This window comes from Pseudomonas fluorescens, from assembly GCF_900636825.1.
Classification (GTDB): Bacteria; Pseudomonadota; Gammaproteobacteria; order Pseudomonadales; family Pseudomonadaceae; genus Aquipseudomonas; species Aquipseudomonas fluorescens_BG.
Genome location: NZ_LR134318.1, coordinates 4,806,360 through 4,822,291, shown reverse-complemented (window position 1 = coordinate 4,822,291; position 15,932 = coordinate 4,806,360). Strand labels below are relative to the sequence as shown.

12 protein-coding genes are annotated in these 15,932 nt (G+C 60.0%); 9 read left to right on the top strand and 3 right to left on the bottom strand.

From position 1 onward, the window contains the following. Nucleotides 1–131: 131 nt before the first annotated feature. From der to EL257_RS21800, 3 genes are all read left to right on the top strand, one after another. Nucleotides 132–1,604 (top strand): ribosome biogenesis GTPase Der, encoded by a 1,473-nt coding sequence (gene der, locus EL257_RS21810; RefSeq protein ID WP_126366116.1) that lies wholly within the window; start codon nucleotides 132–134, stop codon nucleotides 1,602–1,604. A 212-nt stretch (nucleotides 1,605–1,816) separates the two neighbouring features. After that, nucleotides 1,817–2,965, top strand: coding sequence for a pyridoxal phosphate-dependent aminotransferase (locus EL257_RS21805; protein WP_126366114.1), 1,149 nt, complete (start codon nucleotides 1,817–1,819; stop codon nucleotides 2,963–2,965). Then, a complete protein-coding gene (locus EL257_RS21800; RefSeq protein WP_126366112.1) occupies nucleotides 2,953–3,744 on the top strand; it encodes an amidohydrolase in 792 nt (263 codons plus the stop codon). Before EL257_RS21805 ends, EL257_RS21800 begins: the two co-directional genes overlap by 13 nt. Before the next feature lie 195 nt (nucleotides 3,745–3,939). Here the strand turns inward: EL257_RS21800 and leuA are convergent, their stop codons facing one another. The 3 genes from leuA to xseA form a co-directional block, all read right to left on the bottom strand. After that, nucleotides 3,940–5,619: a 2-isopropylmalate synthase gene (gene leuA, locus EL257_RS21795; RefSeq protein ID WP_126366110.1), complete on the bottom strand. Its 1,680-nt coding sequence runs from the start codon at nucleotides 5,617–5,619 to the stop codon at nucleotides 3,940–3,942. A gap of 464 nt (nucleotides 5,620–6,083) precedes the next feature. Beyond that, a complete protein-coding gene (locus tag EL257_RS21780) occupies nucleotides 6,084–6,905 on the bottom strand; it encodes a M23 family metallopeptidase (protein ID WP_126366106.1) in 822 nt (273 codons plus the stop codon). A gap of 3 nt (nucleotides 6,906–6,908) precedes the next feature. Continuing rightward, complete coding sequence (gene xseA / locus EL257_RS21775; protein ID WP_126366104.1) at nucleotides 6,909–8,288, bottom strand: exodeoxyribonuclease VII large subunit; 1,380 nt, start codon at nucleotides 8,286–8,288, stop codon at nucleotides 6,909–6,911. Between the two features lie 172 nt (nucleotides 8,289–8,460). Here xseA and EL257_RS21770 point away from each other — a divergent pair, with 172 nt between their 5' ends. From EL257_RS21770 to tadA, 6 genes are all read left to right on the top strand, one after another. Then, nucleotides 8,461–9,228 carry a sulfite exporter TauE/SafE family protein gene (locus tag EL257_RS21770; protein WP_126366102.1) on the top strand — a complete coding sequence of 256 codons (768 nt, stop codon included), beginning with the start codon at nucleotides 8,461–8,463 and terminating at the stop codon, nucleotides 9,226–9,228. 184 nt (nucleotides 9,229–9,412) lie between these two features. Next, complete coding sequence (locus tag EL257_RS21765; RefSeq protein WP_126366100.1) at nucleotides 9,413–9,961, top strand: sugar ABC transporter ATPase; 549 nt, start codon at nucleotides 9,413–9,415, stop codon at nucleotides 9,959–9,961. 217 nt (nucleotides 9,962–10,178) lie between these two features. Beyond that, entirely contained in the window at nucleotides 10,179–11,648 is a 1,470-nt protein-coding gene (gene guaB / locus EL257_RS21755; protein ID WP_126366098.1) for an IMP dehydrogenase, read from the top strand. A gap of 125 nt (nucleotides 11,649–11,773) precedes the next feature. Further along, entirely contained in the window at nucleotides 11,774–13,351 is a 1,578-nt protein-coding gene (gene guaA / locus EL257_RS21750; protein ID WP_126366096.1) for a glutamine-hydrolyzing GMP synthase, read from the top strand. A gap of 201 nt (nucleotides 13,352–13,552) precedes the next feature. Continuing rightward, on the top strand, nucleotides 13,553–14,929 hold the full coding sequence (locus EL257_RS21745) for a multicopper oxidase family protein (RefSeq protein WP_126366094.1): 1,377 nt from the start codon (nucleotides 13,553–13,555) through the stop codon (nucleotides 14,927–14,929). Then, entirely contained in the window at nucleotides 14,929–15,429 is a 501-nt protein-coding gene (gene tadA / locus EL257_RS21740; protein WP_053123497.1) for a tRNA adenosine(34) deaminase TadA, read from the top strand. Before EL257_RS21745 ends, tadA begins: the two co-directional genes overlap by 1 nt. Nucleotides 15,430–15,932 lie beyond the last annotated feature (503 nt).

Sequence of the window (15,932 nt, the reverse complement as noted above, 5' to 3'; positions counted from 1 at the left end):
TATGCTTGGGGTTCATCCCCAAGCGGCCCTGCATCAGCAGGGTTTGCAGCGCCCCCGGGTGTTGCCCCGAGCACCAGCCGCTGCCTCGCAGCGGCTTTTGTATTTTCTGAAATAACGAAGTGGAGAGCCGCATGGTTCCCGTAATCGCCCTGGTGGGCCGACCGAACGTCGGCAAGTCCACCTTGTTCAACCGCCTGACCAGGACTCGCGACGCCATCGTTGGCGACTTGTCCGGTCTGACCCGTGATCGCCAGTACGGTGAGGCCAAGTGGCAAGGGCGTTCCTACATTCTGATCGACACCGGCGGTATCTCCGGTGACGAGCATGGTATGGACGAAAAAATGGCCGAGCAGTCGCTGCTGGCCATTGAAGAAGCCGATGTGGTGCTGTTCCTGGTAGATGCCAAGGCCGGTTTTACCGCCGCCGACCAGATGATCGCCGAGCATTTGCGCAAACGTAACAAGCGTTCCCACGTGGTTGCCAACAAGGTCGACAACATCGACCCGGAAATGGCCCGCGCCGAATTCGCCCCGCTGGGCATGGGCCATGCGATCCCGATCGCTGGCGCCCACGGCCGTGGCATCACGCAATTGCTGGAAGCCGCCCTCGGCGACTTCCCGCGTGATGATGATGAGCTGGCGGAAGGTGAAGAGGAAGAGATCGTCGCCGAAGGCGAGGAAGCCAAGCGCATTCCGGGCCCGAGCGAAAAAGACGGGATCAAGATCGCCATCATCGGCCGTCCGAACGTCGGCAAGTCGACCCTGGTCAACCGCATGCTCGGTGAAGACCGGGTGATCGTGTATGACCAGCCGGGCACCACCCGCGACAGTATCTACATTCCGTTCGAGCGCAATGAAGAGAAGTACACGCTGATCGACACCGCCGGTGTGCGCAAGCGCGGCAAGATCCACGAAGAAGTCGAAAAATTCTCCGTGGTCAAAACCCTGCAAGCGATCAAAGACGCCAACGTGGTGATTTTCGTGATGGACGCCCGCGAAGGCGTGGTCGACCACGATCTGAACCTGCTGGGCTTCGCCATCGAATCCGGTCGTGCACTGGTGATCGCGATCAACAAGTGGGACGGCATGACGCCGAGTGAGCGCGACTTCGTCAAGGTCGAGCTGCAGCGTCGCCTGTTCTTCGTTGACTACGCCGACATCCACTTCATTTCGGCGTTGCACGGTACGGGCGTGGGCAATCTCTACGCCTCGGTGCAGAACTCGTTCAAATCGGCAGTGACCCGCTGGCCGACCAACCGCCTCACCCAGATCCTGGAAGATGCGGTCGGCGAGCATGCGCCTCCGATGGTCAACAACCGCCGGATCAAGCTGCGTTACGCTCACCTCGGTGGTGCGAACCCGCCGATCATCGTGATCCACGGTAACCAGATCGAGAAAGTGCCGAAGTCGTACGTGCGCTATCTGGAAAACACTTACCGTCGTGTGCTCAAGCTGGTTGGTACGCCGATCCGCATCGAGTTCAAGGGCGGCGAGAACCCGTACGAAGGCAACAAGAACACGCTGACCGACCGCCAGGTCAACAAGAAGCGTCGCTTGATGTCGCACAACAAGAAAGCCAGCAAGAAGCGCCGCGATAAAAAGTGATTGATGACTTCGTGTAGGAGCTGCCGAAGGCTGCGATCTTTTGATTTTGCTTTTACGACAAGATCAAAAGATCGCAGCCTTCGGCAGCTCCTACAGGGTTCGGCGATAAGAAGGGTGCTCACCAGAGCGCCCTTTTTTTATGGGCGCCGGATGGGCTATCCTCGGGCTCTCCCGCGCCGTCGTCAGAGCCGGGTGTTGAGCAGGGAAACCCGATGATCACCAGCAAGCTGCCGAATGTCGGCATCACTATTTTCACGCAGATGTCTCAGCTCGCGGCGCAGACCGGAGCGATCAACCTGTCCCAGGGTTTTCCCGATTTTGACGGCCCGCAATCGTTGCGCGATGCGGTCGGTCGGCACATCGCCAGTGGCCATAACCAATACTCGCCGATGACCGGTTTGCCGGCATTGCGTGAGCAGATCGCGGCGAAGATTGCCCGCAGTTATGGCGTTGAAGTCGATGCCGATCATGAAGTAACGGTGACCCCCGGCGCCACCCAAGCGATCTTCTGCGCGATTCAGGCAGTCATCCACAGCGGCGACGAAGTGATTGTGTTCGATCCGTGCTACGACAGTTACGCGCCAGCGACAGAACTTGCAGGTGGTCGTTGCGTACACGTGCAGCTGAAGTCAGACGATTTCTCCATCGATTTCGACCAGTTGGCCGCTGCCCTGACCCCGCGCACGAAAATGATCGTGCTCAATACCCCGCACAACCCGAGTGGCGCGCTTATCAGTCGTGCGGAGCTGGATCAACTGGCCGCACTGATCCGCGATCGCGACATCTATCTGATCAGCGACGAAGTCTACGAACACTTGGTATTCGACGGCGTACCGCATGTCAGCGTGCTGGCCCATGAAGAACTCTACCGACGCGCATTTGTGGTCAGCTCGTTCGGCAAGACTTATCACGTTACCGGTTGGAAAACCGGCTACGTTGTCGCGCCGCCAGCCTTGACCGCCGAATTGCGCAAGGTGCATCAATACGTCAGCTTCTGCGGCGTGACCCCGCTGCAATACGCGCTGGCCGATTACATGGCCGAACACCCGGAACACGTCGAAGAGTTGCCGGGTTTCTATCAGGCCAAGCGCGATTTGTTTTGTGATCTGCTGGCGCCTTCGCGCTTCAGCTTCACCCGTGTCACCGGCACCTATTTCCAGTTGGTTGATTATTCACAGATCCGGCCTGACCTGAACGATGTCGACATGGCCATGTGGATGACCCGCGAACATGGCGTGGCGAGTATTCCGGTGTCGGTTTTCTACCAGAGTCCACCGCAAGGCCAGCGCCTGATACGCCTGTGCTTTGCCAAACGCGAGGAGACGCTGCGTGAAGCGGCGGCGAAACTATGCGTGATCTGAATGCGTTGCCAGACCTGACCTTGGCGCTGATCCAGACCAGCCTCGCCTGGCATGACCGCCAGGCCAATCTCGAACACTTCGAGGTGTTGCTGGAACAGGCGCGTGGCGCCGACCTGATTATCCTGCCGGAGATGTTCACCACCGGTTTCTCCATGGAATCGGCCACCCTCGCCGAAGCTGAAAATGGTCCGACCAGCAAATGGCTGCGCGCGCAGGCGGCGAAACTGAATGCAGTGATCACCGGTAGCGTGATCATTCAGGCTGCGGACGGTAGTCACCGCAATCGCTTGTTGTGGGCGCGGCCGGACGGCGAAGTGTTGCATTACGACAAGCGTCATCTGTTCCGTATGGCCGGTGAGCACAATCACTACACGCCCGGCGAGCGCCAGGTGCAGTTCGAACTCAAGGGCTGGCGGATTCGGCCGCTGATCTGCTACGACTTGCGCTTTCCGGTGTGGAGCCGTGACGCGCAGGACACCGATCTGCTGCTGTACACCGCCAATTGGCCGGGCGCGCGGCGCCTGCACTGGAATCGCCTGCTGCCGGCGCGAGCGATTGAAAATCTCTGTTATGTGGCAGCGGTAAATCGCGTGGGTAGCGATGGCAAGGGCTTCGCCTATACCGGCGACAGTCAGGTACTGGATTTCCAGGGCGAAACGTTGCTGGCGGCGGGGGAGGCGGATGGCGTGTTCAAGGTGGTGCTCGAAGCAGCGCCATTGGCGGCGTATCGGGAGCGCTTTCCGGCGAACCTGGATGCCGACACCTTCGAGTTTACCTGATCGTTATGCGCTGACTGCCAAGGCCCTATCGCCAGCAGGGCTGGCTCCCACAGTGGATAGTGTTCACCTCACCAAATCCTTGTGGGAGCTAGCCCTGCTAGCGATAAGGCCGGCACAGGCAACACAAAACCTGCAGGCAAAAAAAGGCCCCGAAGTTCGCACTCCGGGGCCTTTTGCATTTCAGCGGTCGGTTAGTTACGCCGCTTTCGCCTCAGGCTGGCTCAGCGAGCGGTTCAGCGCGCTGAACAGAGCCTTGAAGCTCGCCGTGGTGATGTTTTCATCGATGCCCACGCCGTGCACCGCACGTTCACCGTTCACTCGCAGCTCGATGTAGGCCGCAGCCTTGGCATTGGTGCCGGCGCCGATCGCGTGTTCGTTGTAGTCCATGATTTCCACCGGAATCGGCAGACCGGCGACCAGTGCTTCCAGCGCGCCGTTGCCCTTGCCGCGCCAGTGAAGATTGGTTTCGCCCTGACCCTTGCTCGCCACTTCGACTTCGACGGCGCTGTTGCCGTTTTCTTCCTGCAGACGATGGCTGACCAGCGCGTACGGGGTGTTGGCTTGCAGGTATTCGCTGATCAACAGCGAGTGAATCTGCTTGGCGGTCATCTCCAGGCCGAGACGATCGGTTTCACGCTGCACGACCTGGCTGAACTCGATCTGCATGCGACGCGGCAGGCTGATGCCGTATTCCTGCTCCAGCAAGTAAGCGATGCCGCCCTTGCCCGACTGGCTGTTGACGCGAATCACCGCCTCGTAGCTGCGGCCGATGTCGGCCGGGTCGATCGGCAGGTACGGCACTTCCCACAGGGTATCCGGTTTCTGCTGGGCGAAGCCCTTGCGGATCGCGTCCTGGTGCGAGCCGGAGAACGCGGTGTGCACCAGATCGCCAACATACGGGTGACGCGGGTGTACCTGGATCTGGTTGCACTCTTCGACGACTTTGCGCACGCCGTCGATGTCGGAGAAGTCCAGCTCAGGGTTGACGCCCTGGGTGTACATGTTCAGCGCGACGGTGACGAGATCGACGTTACCGGTGCGCTCGCCGTTGCCGAACAGGCAGCCTTCGACACGGTCGGCGCCGGCCATCAGGCCCAGCTCGGTGGCGGCGACGCCGGTGCCGCGGTCGTTGTGGGTGTGCAGGCTGATGATCACGCTGTCACGACGATTGATGTTGCGGCCGAACCACTCGATCTGGTCGGCGTAGACGTTCGGCGTTGCGCATTCAACGGTGGCCGGCAGGTTAAGGATCATTTTGTGCTCAGGCGTCGGGTTCCACACCTCGATCACCGCGTCACAGACTTCCTTGGCAAACTCCAGTTCAGTGGCGCTGAAGGTTTCCGGCGAATATTCAAAGGTCCACTCGGTTTCCGGCTGCATCGCTGCGTATTTGACGAACAGCTTGGCCGCGTTGACCGCGATGGCTTTGATGCCGTCCTTGTCCTGATTGAAGACGATGCGACGGAAAGACGGCGAGGTGGCGTTGTACAAGTGCACGATGGCTTTCTTCGCCCCGCGCAGGGATTCGAAAGTGCGCTCGATCAGGTCTTCACGGCCCTGGGTCAGCACCTGAATGGTGGTGTCATCCGGGATGTGGCCTTCTTCGATCAGTGTGCGCACGAAGTCGAAGTCGGTTTGCGAAGCAGCGGGGAACGATGCCTCGATTTCCTTAACGCCCACTTGCACGAGAGTTTTCCAGAAGCGCAGCTTCTTTGCCGCGTCCATCGGTTCGATCAGCGACTGGTTACCGTCACGCAGATCGGAGCTGCACCAGATCGGCGCAGCGTCGATGGTTTTCGACGGCCAGGTGCGATCCGGCAGGTTGATGACCGGAAACGCGCGGTATTTCGAAGACGGATCTTTCAGCATGCTCATCGGGAAATTCCTTGTTGTGTGGGCCGAAAAAAGGCGGCCTGCCGGTGTTACGAATGTTTTGGGAAAAGCGAGGGGCGAGGCGTAGCGATTCAGCCTGGCAGTCGTGCGCTGACGAGGCACAGGCTGCGGTGCTGGCGAAGCTGAATGAGGGTGTGAGAGGTTTTCATGGCTTCAACCCTAACCGCGAGGGGAGAGGATGGCAAGCAGTCGGAAAAAATTGAGAGGAATACCCGGAACGCGGGATTTTGCGAGATTTTATTGTGCTGGAAAGCGAGGAGCTTCTTGATGTTTGCGCAAGGTCTGGATGGGGCGCAATCGAGAGTGGTGACGTTTGTGGGGATTGAAGGTGTTTGTGAGTTAGTCATCGCCAGCAGGCTGGCTCCCACAGGGGATCGTGTTCACAACACAAAACCCCTGCGGGAGCTAGCCTGCTAGCGATGAGGCCATCAGGCTCAGCCAAGGACTTAGGGTTGGAAAGCACCAATGAATATCGCCGGATCCACCCGCGCATCATTCAGGCTGACGTTCCAGTGCATATGCGGCCCGGTCGCGCGGCCGGTCGCGCCGACCTTGCCCACCACCGCGCCACGGGCCAGTTGCTGGCCGTTCTTCACGTCGATTTTCGACATGTGACAGAACATGCTGATGAAGCCCTGGCCATGGTCAACGAACACCGTGTTGCCATTGAAGAAGTAGTTGCCGATCAGAATCACCTTGCCCGCCGCCGGAGTCTTGATCGGCGTACCCGCCGGCACCGCGAAATCGAGACCGGCGTGAGGATTGCGCTCTTCACCATTAAAGAAGCGGCGCACGCCGAACTTGCTCGACAGCGGCCCGTTGACCGGTTTGTCCAGCAGCAGATTGCTTGGCGTGTTCGGGCTGAAGCTGCGGTAGGCCTTGATCTGTTCGGCCAATTCACCTTCGATGCGCTTGAGGTTCGACTGATCCGGATTGACCTGCTGCTTGTTCTTCAAAGTAATGCGCTGTTCCGGGTACTTCTTGCTGCCCACAGTGAACGGCAGATTGCGCCCGCCACTGCTGATCTGCTGCGCGCCAGGCTTGACCGTCAAAGGCACACCGACGATTGCCAGCCAGTTGTTCTGTTCTTTCACCACCAGTACCGGTCTGCCCTGATAGGTCGCCTTCGGTGCCTGCGCGGCAGCGCCGAGATCAACCACCGCTACGCCGCCGGGCACTGGTTTGTTCAGCAGCCGGGTGATGTAACTGTCGGCGTAAGCGTTGAAGGACAGGCAGAGCAACAGCAGTGGAGCGAGAAAACGCGGCATGGATCAGTCCAGTAGAGAGAGGGTGACGGGCGTCAGGTGATTGTCCTCGACACGCACTTGCAGTTCGCCTTCGCCGAGCTTGGCTTTCAGGCGCTGGCCGGTATGGGTCTGCGCAGCATTGCGGATGGCGTGACCACGTTCGTCGAGCAGGATGCTGTAACCACGACCGAGCGTCGCCAGCGGGCTGACCACATGCAACGTCTGCATCTGGCTGTGCAATTGTTGCCGGCGCTGTTTCAGGGCATCGCGCATGGCGCGGGGCAACCGATCGGCAAGGCTGTCGAGGCGCTGGCGGAGCATCGCCAGTTGCCGTCCCGGATGTTGTCCGGCGAGACGGGTTTCCAGCCGGATCAGGCGTTCGCGGCGGGTATTGAGGCTGCGCTCAAAGGCGCGCCGCATGCGCATGTCCAGATCGTCGAGACGCTGGGCCTGCTGGCGCAGTCGTTCGCCGGGGTGTCGCAGTCGTCGCCCCATACCTTCCAGACGCAGACGATCACGCATCAAGCGATCACGCATGCGCATCACCAGGCGGCGGTGCAGGCTTTCGACCTGGCGAATCAGATGGCTGGAATCCGGCGCGAGCAGTTCGGCAGCGGCCGATGGCGTTGGCGCGCGGACGTCGGCGACAAAGTCACTGATCGACACATCGGTTTCATGCCCGACGGCGCTGACGATTGGCGTCACGCAGGCATCGACCGCGCGTGCCACGGCTTCTTCGTTGAAACACCAGAGGTCCTCCAGCGAGCCTCCGCCACGCGCCAGAATCAGCGCATCGAAGCCGCGGGCATCGGCCATTTTCAGGGCGCGGACGATTTGCGCGGTGGCTTCGCGGCCCTGCACGGCAGTGGGAATCAAGGTCAGCTGCACCTGCGGCGCGCGGCGGCGGAACACGCTGATGATGTCGCGGATCACCGCGCCGGTCGGTGAACTGATGATGCCGATGCGCTGCGGATGCGCAGGCAGCGGCACTTTACGTTCGGCGCTGAACAGGCCTTCGGCGCTGAGCTTTTCCTTCAGTGCATCGAAGGCCAGACGCAGCGCGCCGTCACCGGCCGGCTCGACGGTATCGAGGATAAGTTGATAGTCGCCCCGGCCTTCGAACAGCGATACCTTGCCGCGTACCTTGACCGCCAAACCATCCTTCAACGCCTGACGCACCCGCGCCGCGTTCTGTCGGAACAGCGCGCAACGCACCTGCGCGCCGCTGTCCTTGAGCGTGAAGTACACATGGCCGGACGCCGGGCGGGCGAGGTTGGAGATTTCGCCTTCGACCCAGATGTTGCTGAACACGTCTTCGAGCAACACCCGCGCGCGGCCGTTGAGCTGGCTGACAGTCAGGACTTCACGGTCCAGGCCGAGTCTTGCAAAAGGATCTTTAATCATGGGGCGCAGTTTAAAGGCATTCTTCCGCTCATTGCACGAACCCTGTAGGAGCTGTCGAGTGCAACGAGGCTGCGATCTTTTGATCTTGTGTTTTTCAAGATCAAGATCAAAAGATCGCAGCCTTCGGCAGCTCCTACAGGGTGTATTCGTAACCTGATAAGGAAATTCAGTGATGAGCATGATGGAGTTGCTGGGGGCGTGGTCGTGGGGGGCTGGCGGTTGGGTGGCGATTGGCTTGGGCATTGCGCTGGCGTACATCGTCTTTGGTATCGCCGGCTTCGGCACGGCGCTGGTCGCGGGGCCGATTTTGATTCTGTTCATGCCGCTGTCGAAGATCGTGCCGCTGCTGGTGCTGCTGGATTTTGTCGCGGCGTTTGGCAATCTGCTGCCGTCACGGCGGGACGTGGCCAAGCCGGAATTGCTCAGGCTGCTGCCGTGCATGGCGATCGGCTGCACGCTGGGGGTGATCTTCCTGCTGAATCTCAAATCCGATCTGTTGCTGCTGTTGATGGGGCTGTTTATCAGCGCTTATGCGGTTTACAGCCTGTGGGTCAAGGCGCGACCGGCGCAGTTGTCGGCGGCGTGGGCAGTGCCGATGGGCACCGTGGGCGGGTTGTTTGGCGCGCTGTTTGGCAGTGGCGGCTTTCTTTATGCGATCTATCTGAACAGCCGCCTGCCCAAGGAAGCGGCGCGGGCCACGCAAAGTGCGTTGATCAGTTGCAGCACCGTGGTGCGCCTGAGCCTGTTTGTGATCGCCGGTGTGTATGCCGAGCTACCCTTGCTGATGTTGGCGCTGTGTCTGTTGCCGGCCATGGCGCTGGGTTTGTGGATTGGCCGGCGCTTGACCATGAGATTGTCGCGTGAGGCCTTTGTGCGCCTGGTGACGTGGCTGGTGCTGGCCAGCGGGATTGCCCTGATCGCGCGTTATTTCAGCACTTGACCGGATTTCGTCAGGGATTAAGCTGCCGGCCGCACTGACGCCATCGCGGGCAAGCCCGCTCCCACAGGTTTCTCAGGTGTACACAACATTTGTGATCGACCGAGATGCCTGTGGGAGCGGGCTTGCCCGCGAAGACGGCGGAGTGAGCACCGCAGAACTTTCATTTGACGTCGCAGGCTTCACCATGAACACGCAAAGCATCATCGTCCCGAAAATCTCCACCCTGCCGGCGCACGAGCCCCGGGCGCGGGCGATCGTGCGCTGGCTGGTGCGCAAGAACATCATCGAGGAACAGCTGACCACCTGCGGCCGCACCGGCAATCGCATGGCCCACGCCATCGCCGAGGGCGCGCGAGCTGTGGTCCTGCATCCCGAAGCGCTGCCGTTCGGCGAGCCGATCAATGGCCTGGAGATTGTCACCAAGCGCTGCATCTATACACCGGCCAAGGGCTTTCTCGAAGAAGCCGGTTGCGCCGAGTGCCGCCGCGAAGTGGGTGAGGCGCTGTTCGAAAGCCTTGAAGACTGGTTTCCGGGCCGCACCGACAATTTCACCTGCCCGGAATGTGGGCATGAAGACGACATCAACGGCTTCCTGTTTCTGCAGGAATGCGCGTTTTCCAATCTGGGGTTCATCTTCAACAACTGGCTCGAAGCCGGCTTCAAACAAAGCTTCCTCGACGAATTCGCCGACTGGCTCGACCTGCCCGTCAGTTGGGTAAAAGTCGAACTCTAAACGACGTATTCCCTGTAGGAGCTGCCGCAGGCTGCGATCTTTTGATCTTGTTTCCGAAAATCAAAGGCAAAAGATCGCAGCCTTCGGCAGCTCCTACGAAAAAGCCCGAATCCCCGTATATCTGTAACCTCGATAATAGACAGAGTTTTACATTGAACAGCAGGGGGTGTCTGACTATAATGGCGCGCTTCCATTTTCCCGCTCGGGAGCCCCCGCGATGCTGCGTATCAGCCAAGAAGCTCTGACATTCGACGACATTCTCCTAGTGCCCGGTTATTCCGAGGTACTTCCTAACGAAGTCAGTCTCAAGACCCGTCTTACCCGTGGCATCGAACTGAATATTCCTCTGGTTTCTGCTGCAATGGACACCGTTACTGAAGCCCGTCTGGCAATTGCCATGGCTCAGGAAGGTGGCATCGGCATTATCCACAAGAACATGACCATCGAGCAGCAAGCTGCCGAAGTGCGCAAGGTCAAGAAGTTCGAAGCCGGTGTGGTCAAGGATCCAATCACCATCGAGGCCGATGCCACGGTGCGTGATCTGTTCGAACTGACCCGTCTGCACAACATTTCCGGCGTTCCGGTACTGCACGATGGCGACCTGGTCGGCATCGTCACCTCCCGCGACGTACGTTTCGAAAACCGTCTTGAAGCCACTGTCCGCGAAGTGATGACGCCGAAAGAGCGTCTGGTCACGGTCAAGGAAGGCGCCGACAAGAACGACGTGCGCGAACTGCTGCACAAGCACCGCATCGAGCGCGTGCTGATCGTCGATGACAAATTCGCCCTCAAAGGCATGATGACCGTCAACGACATCGAAAAAGCCAAAGCCTACCCGCTGGCCAGCAAGGACGATCAAGGTCGTCTGCGCGTTGGCGCTGCGGTCGGCACCGGTAAAGACACCGGCGATCGCGTCACCGCACTGGTCAACGCCGGCGTTGACGTGGTGGTGGTCGACACCGCGCACGGTCACTCCAAGGGTGTGATCGACCGCGTACGCTGGGTCAAAGAGAATTTCCCTGAAGTGCAGGTGATCGGCGGCAACATCGCCACCGGCGCAGCCGCCAAGGCTCTGGCCGCAGCGGGCGCCGACGCAGTCAAGGTCGGTATCGGCCCAGGCTCGATCTGCACCACCCGTATCGTCGCTGGTGTCGGCGTGCCACAGATCAGTGCCATCGCCAACGTCGCCGCTGCCCTTGAAGGCACCGGCGTGCCGTTGATCGCCGACGGCGGTATCCGTTTCTCCGGTGACCTGTCCAAGGCCATCGTGGCCGGTGCTTCCTGCGTGATGATGGGCTCGATGTTCGCCGGTACCGAAGAAGCGCCGGGCGAGATCGAACTGTTCCAGGGCCGTTCGTACAAGGCTTATCGCGGCATGGGTTCGCTGGGCGCCATGTCCCAGGCCCAGGGCTCGTCCGACCGTTACTTCCAGGACTCTTCGGCAGGCGCCGAGAAACTGGTTCCGGAAGGCATCGAAGGCCGCGTGCCGTACAAAGGCACCCTGAGCGCGATCATTCACCAGTTGATGGGCGGCCTGCGTTCCTCGATGGGTTACACCGGCAGCGCCGACATCGAAGAAATGCGCACCAAGCCTGAGTTCGTGCGGATCACCGGCGCCGGCATGGCCGAGTCCCACGTTCACGACGTGCAGATCACCAAGGAAGCGCCGAACTATCGGGTCGGCTGACGCCGACAGCTCTAAGCCACAAGTTACAAGCTGCAAGCGGTGCTGCGTCAGAGCAGTGCCGCGCGGCTTCCGATTACTTGCAGCTTGCAGCTTGAAGCTTGCAACTGCTTTTCGAGTTTTTGCCCATGTCCCTCGACATTCACGCTCACCGCATCCTGATCCTCGACTTCGGTTCGCAATACACCCAACTGATCGCCCGCCGCGTGCGCGAGATCGGCGTGTACTGCGAACTGCATCCGTTCGACATGGACGAAGATGCGATTCGCGAATTCGCCCCTAAAGGCGTCATCCTCGCCGGCGGCCCCGAGTCCGTGCACGAAGCCGACAGCCCGCGCTGCCCGCAAGCGGTGTTTGATCTGGGCGTTCCGGTTTTCGGTATCTGCTACGGCATGCAGACCATGGCCGAGCAGTTGGGCGGCAAGGTTGAAGGTTCCGAACTTCGTGAGTTCGGCTACGCCCGCGTTGACGTGGTCGGCAAGAGCCGCCTGCTCGACGGCATCGAAGATCACATCGACGCCGATGGCCTGTTCGGCCTCGACGTGTGGATGAGTCACGGTGACAAAGTCACCAGGATGCCGGAGGACTTCCACATCCTCGCCAGCACCCCGAGCTGCCCGATCGCCGGTATGTTCAATGACGACCGCGCTTACTATGGCGTGCAGTTCCACCCGGAAGTGACCCACACCAAGCAGGGCGGCCGCATCCTGTCGCGCTTCGTTCTCGACATCTGCGGCTGTGAAGCCCTGTGGACGCCGTCGAAGATCGCTGAAGACGCGATCGCCAACATCCGCGCTCAGGTCGGCACCGACAACGTCCTGTTGGGCCTGTCCGGCGGTGTCGACTCCTCGGTCGTTGCTGCGCTGCTGCACAAAGCCATCGGTGATCAACTGACCTGCGTGTTCGTCGACAACGGTCTGCTGCGTCTGCACGAAGGCGAGCAAGTGATGGCCATGTTCGCCGAGAACATGGGCGTCAAGGTGATCCGCGCCAACGCCGAAGAGCAGTTCCTCAACAACCTGGCCGGCGAAGCCGACCCGGAGAAGAAGCGCAAGATCATCGGTCGCACCTTCATCGACGTGTTCGATGCCCAGTCGAACAAACTGGAAAACATCAAATACCTCGCTCAGGGCACCATCTACCCGGACGTGATCGAATCGGCTGGCGCGAAAAGCGGCAAAGCGCACGTGATCAAGTCGCACCACAACGTGGGCGGCCTGCCAGAAGAAATGAACCTGAAACTGGTCGAGCCACTGCGCGAACTGTTCAAGGACGAAGTCCGTCGTCTGGGTCTGGAACTGGGCCTGCCGTACGACATGGTCTATCGCCACCCATTCCCGGGCCCTGGCCTGGGCGTGCGCATCCTCGGCGAAGTGAAGAAGGAATACGCCGACCTGCTGCGTCGTGCCGACCACATCTTCATCGAAGAACTGCGCAAGGCCGACTGGTACCACAAGGTCAGCCAGGCATTCGTGGTGTTCCAGCCAGTCAAATCGGTCGGCGTGGTTGGCGATGGCCGTCGTTACGCCTGGGTCGTGGCCCTGCGTGCCGTAGAAACCATCGACTTCATGACCGCGCGTTGGGCACACCTGCCTTACGAACTGCTGGAAACCGTTTCCGGTCGCATCATCAATGAAATCGAAGGCATCTCGCGCGTTACGTATGACGTATCGAGCAAGCCGCCGGCGACGATTGAGTGGGAATGATTCTGCACAAACCCTGAGGGTTTGATTGCCGGATAGAAAGCCGCGTGAATGCGAGTTCACGCGGCTTTTTGCTGTTACGAAATCGGCCCTGCGGCCCGTAGTCACGGCCGCTTTGCTGTTTCTTTCGCAGTTGCGGGTGTATCGTATTCGCCTTTTGCGGCCCCTGTGGCCTGCCGTTTTCCAAGTGAGGTAGTTGAGTTCATGTCCTTTACCCGTCGCCAAATCCTCGGTGGCCTGGCCGGTCTTGTTGTCGTTGGCGTGGGGGCGGGTGGTGCGTCGCGTTACTGGCTGGGCAAGATGGCGGATGCTGAGGCGGGTCACGATTACGAGTTGATCGCCGCGCCGCTGGACGTCGAGCTGGTGCCGGGGCACAAGACTGAGGCGTGGGCGTTTGGGCCGTCGGCGCCGGGTACCGAGTTGCGTGTGCGTCAGGGTGAATGGTTGCGGGTACGCTTCATCAATCATCTGCCGGTGGCGACGACCATTCACTGGCATGGCATTCGTCTGCCGCTGGAGATGGACGGCGTGCCGTATGTCTCGCAACTGCCGGTGCTGCCGGGTGAATATTTCGACTACAAATTTCGCGTCCCCGATGCCGGCAGCTATTGGTATCACCCGCATGTCAGCAGTAGCGAGGAACTTGGGCGCGGTCTGGTCGGACCGCTGATCATCGAAGAGCGCGAGCCCACCGGTTTCAAATATGAAAAAACCTTGAGCCTGAAGAATTGGCACATTGACGACGAGGGCCAGTTCGTCGAGTTCAGCATTCCCCGCGAGGCGGCGCGCGGCGGGACGGCGGGGCGTCTGTCGACGATCAATGGCGTGCCGCTGCCGGTGATCGATTTGCCGGCCGGGCAGGTCACGCGGGTGCGTTTGCTCAATCTCGATAACACCCTGACGTATCGCATCAATATTCCTGGCGTCGAAGCGAAGATCTACGCGCTCGATGGCAATCCGGTCGAGCCGCGGCCATTGGGCAAGGAATACTGGCTGGGCCCGGGCATGCGCATTTGTCTGGCGATCAAGGCACCGGCGGCTGGCGAAGAACTGTCGTTGCGCAACGGCCCGGTGCGCCTCGGCACTTTGCGTTCGGTGGCCAATGCGGACGCGCCGACGGACTGGCCGAAAGCGCTGCCGGCCAACCCGGTGGCCGAGCCCGATCTGGCCAATGCCGAGAAACTCAACTTCAATTTCGAATGGGTCGGCTCGGTCTCGGTGAACACCGAAAACGGCAAACCGCCGAGCCTATGGCAAATCAATGGCAAGGCTTGGGACATCACCGACAAGACGTGTGCAGATCGGCCGATCGCTAGCCTGAAACTGGGCCAGAGTTATATTTTCGAATTGAAGAACATGACCCAGTATCAGCACCCGATCCACCTGCACGGCATGAGTTTCAAGGTGATCGCGTCGAACCGGCACAAAGTCGTTCCGTATTTCACCGACACCTATCTGCTGGGCAAGAACGAGCGTGCGCAAGTGGCGCTGGTGGCTGATAACCCGGGTGTGTGGATGTTCCACTGCCACGTGATCGACCACATGGAAACCGGCCTGATGGCCGCCATCGAGGTGAAGTGATGCGCCAGATTCGACCTGCGGCGATCATCGACCGCAGCCGCGACCGCGACTTCATGCGCGAAGCCCTGGCCCTCGCCGCGCAAGGCGCAGCGCTGGGCGAAGTGCCGGTGGGCGCGGTGCTGGTGCAGGACGGTGAAATCATTGGCCGCGGTTTCAACTGCCCGATCAGTGCCAGTGACCCGAGCGCGCATGCGGAAATGGTCGCGATCCGCGCTGCGGCTCAGGCTGTGGATAACTATCGCCTGCCGGGCAGCACACTGTATGTAACGCTGGAGCCGTGCAGCATGTGTGCCGGGCTGATTGTGCATTCGCGGGTGGCGCGGGTGGTGTATGGCGCTTTGGAGCCGAAAGCGGGGATTGTGCAGAGTCAGGGGCAGTTTTTTACCCAGGGCTTTTTGAATCATCGGGTGTTGTATGAAGGCGGAGTGCTGGCGGAGGAATGTGGCGCGGTGTTGACCGAGTTTTTCCGTGCCCGAAGAGCGAAAAGCCCCTCACCCTAACCCTCTCCCGGAGGGAGAGGGGACTGACCGAGTTGGATGGGCTAATTCCGTCGACCTGAGATTCCGAGTCGAACTCAAGTTTTGAAAAGCTCAACGATCAGTTCCCTCCCCCATAGGGAGAGGGGACTGACTGAGTTGGATGGGCTAATTCCGTCGACCTGAGATTCCGAGTCGAACTCAAGTTTTGAAAAGCCCAACGATCAGTTCCCTGCCCCATAGGGAGAGGGGACTGACCGAGTTGGATGGGCTAATTCCGTCGATTTGAGATTCCGAGTCGAACTCAAGTTTTGAAAAGCTCAACGATCAGTTCCCTGCCCCATAGGGAGAGGGGACTGACCGAGCTGGATGGGCTAACTCCGTCGACCTGAGATTCCGAGTCGAACTCAAGTTTTGAAAAGCCCAACGATCAGTTCGCTGCCCCATAGGGAGAGGGGACTGACCGAGTTGGATGGGCTAATTCCGTCGACCTGAGATTCCGAGTCGAACTCAAGTTTTGAAAAGCT

Bases quoted from the DNA above. Each gene is read 5' to 3' on its own strand.
- der (WP_126366116.1), top strand. From the start codon at position 132: ATGGTTCCCGTAATCGCCCTGGTGGGCCGACCGAACGTCGGCAAGTCC.
- guaB (WP_126366098.1), top strand. From the start codon at position 10,179: ATGCTGCGTATCAGCCAAGAAGCTCTGACATTCGACGACATTCTCCTA.
- leuA (WP_126366110.1), bottom strand. From the start codon at position 5,619: ATGAGCATGCTGAAAGATCCGTCTTCGAAATACCGCGCGTTTCCGGTC.
- xseA (WP_126366104.1), bottom strand. From the start codon at position 8,288: ATGATTAAAGATCCTTTTGCAAGACTCGGCCTGGACCGTGAAGTCCTG.
- EL257_RS21765 (WP_126366100.1), top strand. From the start codon at position 9,413: ATGAACACGCAAAGCATCATCGTCCCGAAAATCTCCACCCTGCCGGCG.
- EL257_RS21805 (WP_126366114.1), top strand. From the start codon at position 1,817: ATGATCACCAGCAAGCTGCCGAATGTCGGCATCACTATTTTCACGCAG.
- tadA (WP_053123497.1), top strand. From the start codon at position 14,929: ATGCGCCAGATTCGACCTGCGGCGATCATCGACCGCAGCCGCGACCGC.
- guaA (WP_126366096.1), top strand. From the start codon at position 11,774: ATGTCCCTCGACATTCACGCTCACCGCATCCTGATCCTCGACTTCGGT.
- EL257_RS21770 (WP_126366102.1), top strand. From the start codon at position 8,461: ATGAGCATGATGGAGTTGCTGGGGGCGTGGTCGTGGGGGGCTGGCGGT.
- EL257_RS21800 (WP_126366112.1), top strand. From the start codon at position 2,953: ATGCGTGATCTGAATGCGTTGCCAGACCTGACCTTGGCGCTGATCCAG.
- EL257_RS21745 (WP_126366094.1), top strand. From the start codon at position 13,553: ATGTCCTTTACCCGTCGCCAAATCCTCGGTGGCCTGGCCGGTCTTGTT.
- EL257_RS21780 (WP_126366106.1), bottom strand. From the start codon at position 6,905: ATGCCGCGTTTTCTCGCTCCACTGCTGTTGCTCTGCCTGTCCTTCAAC.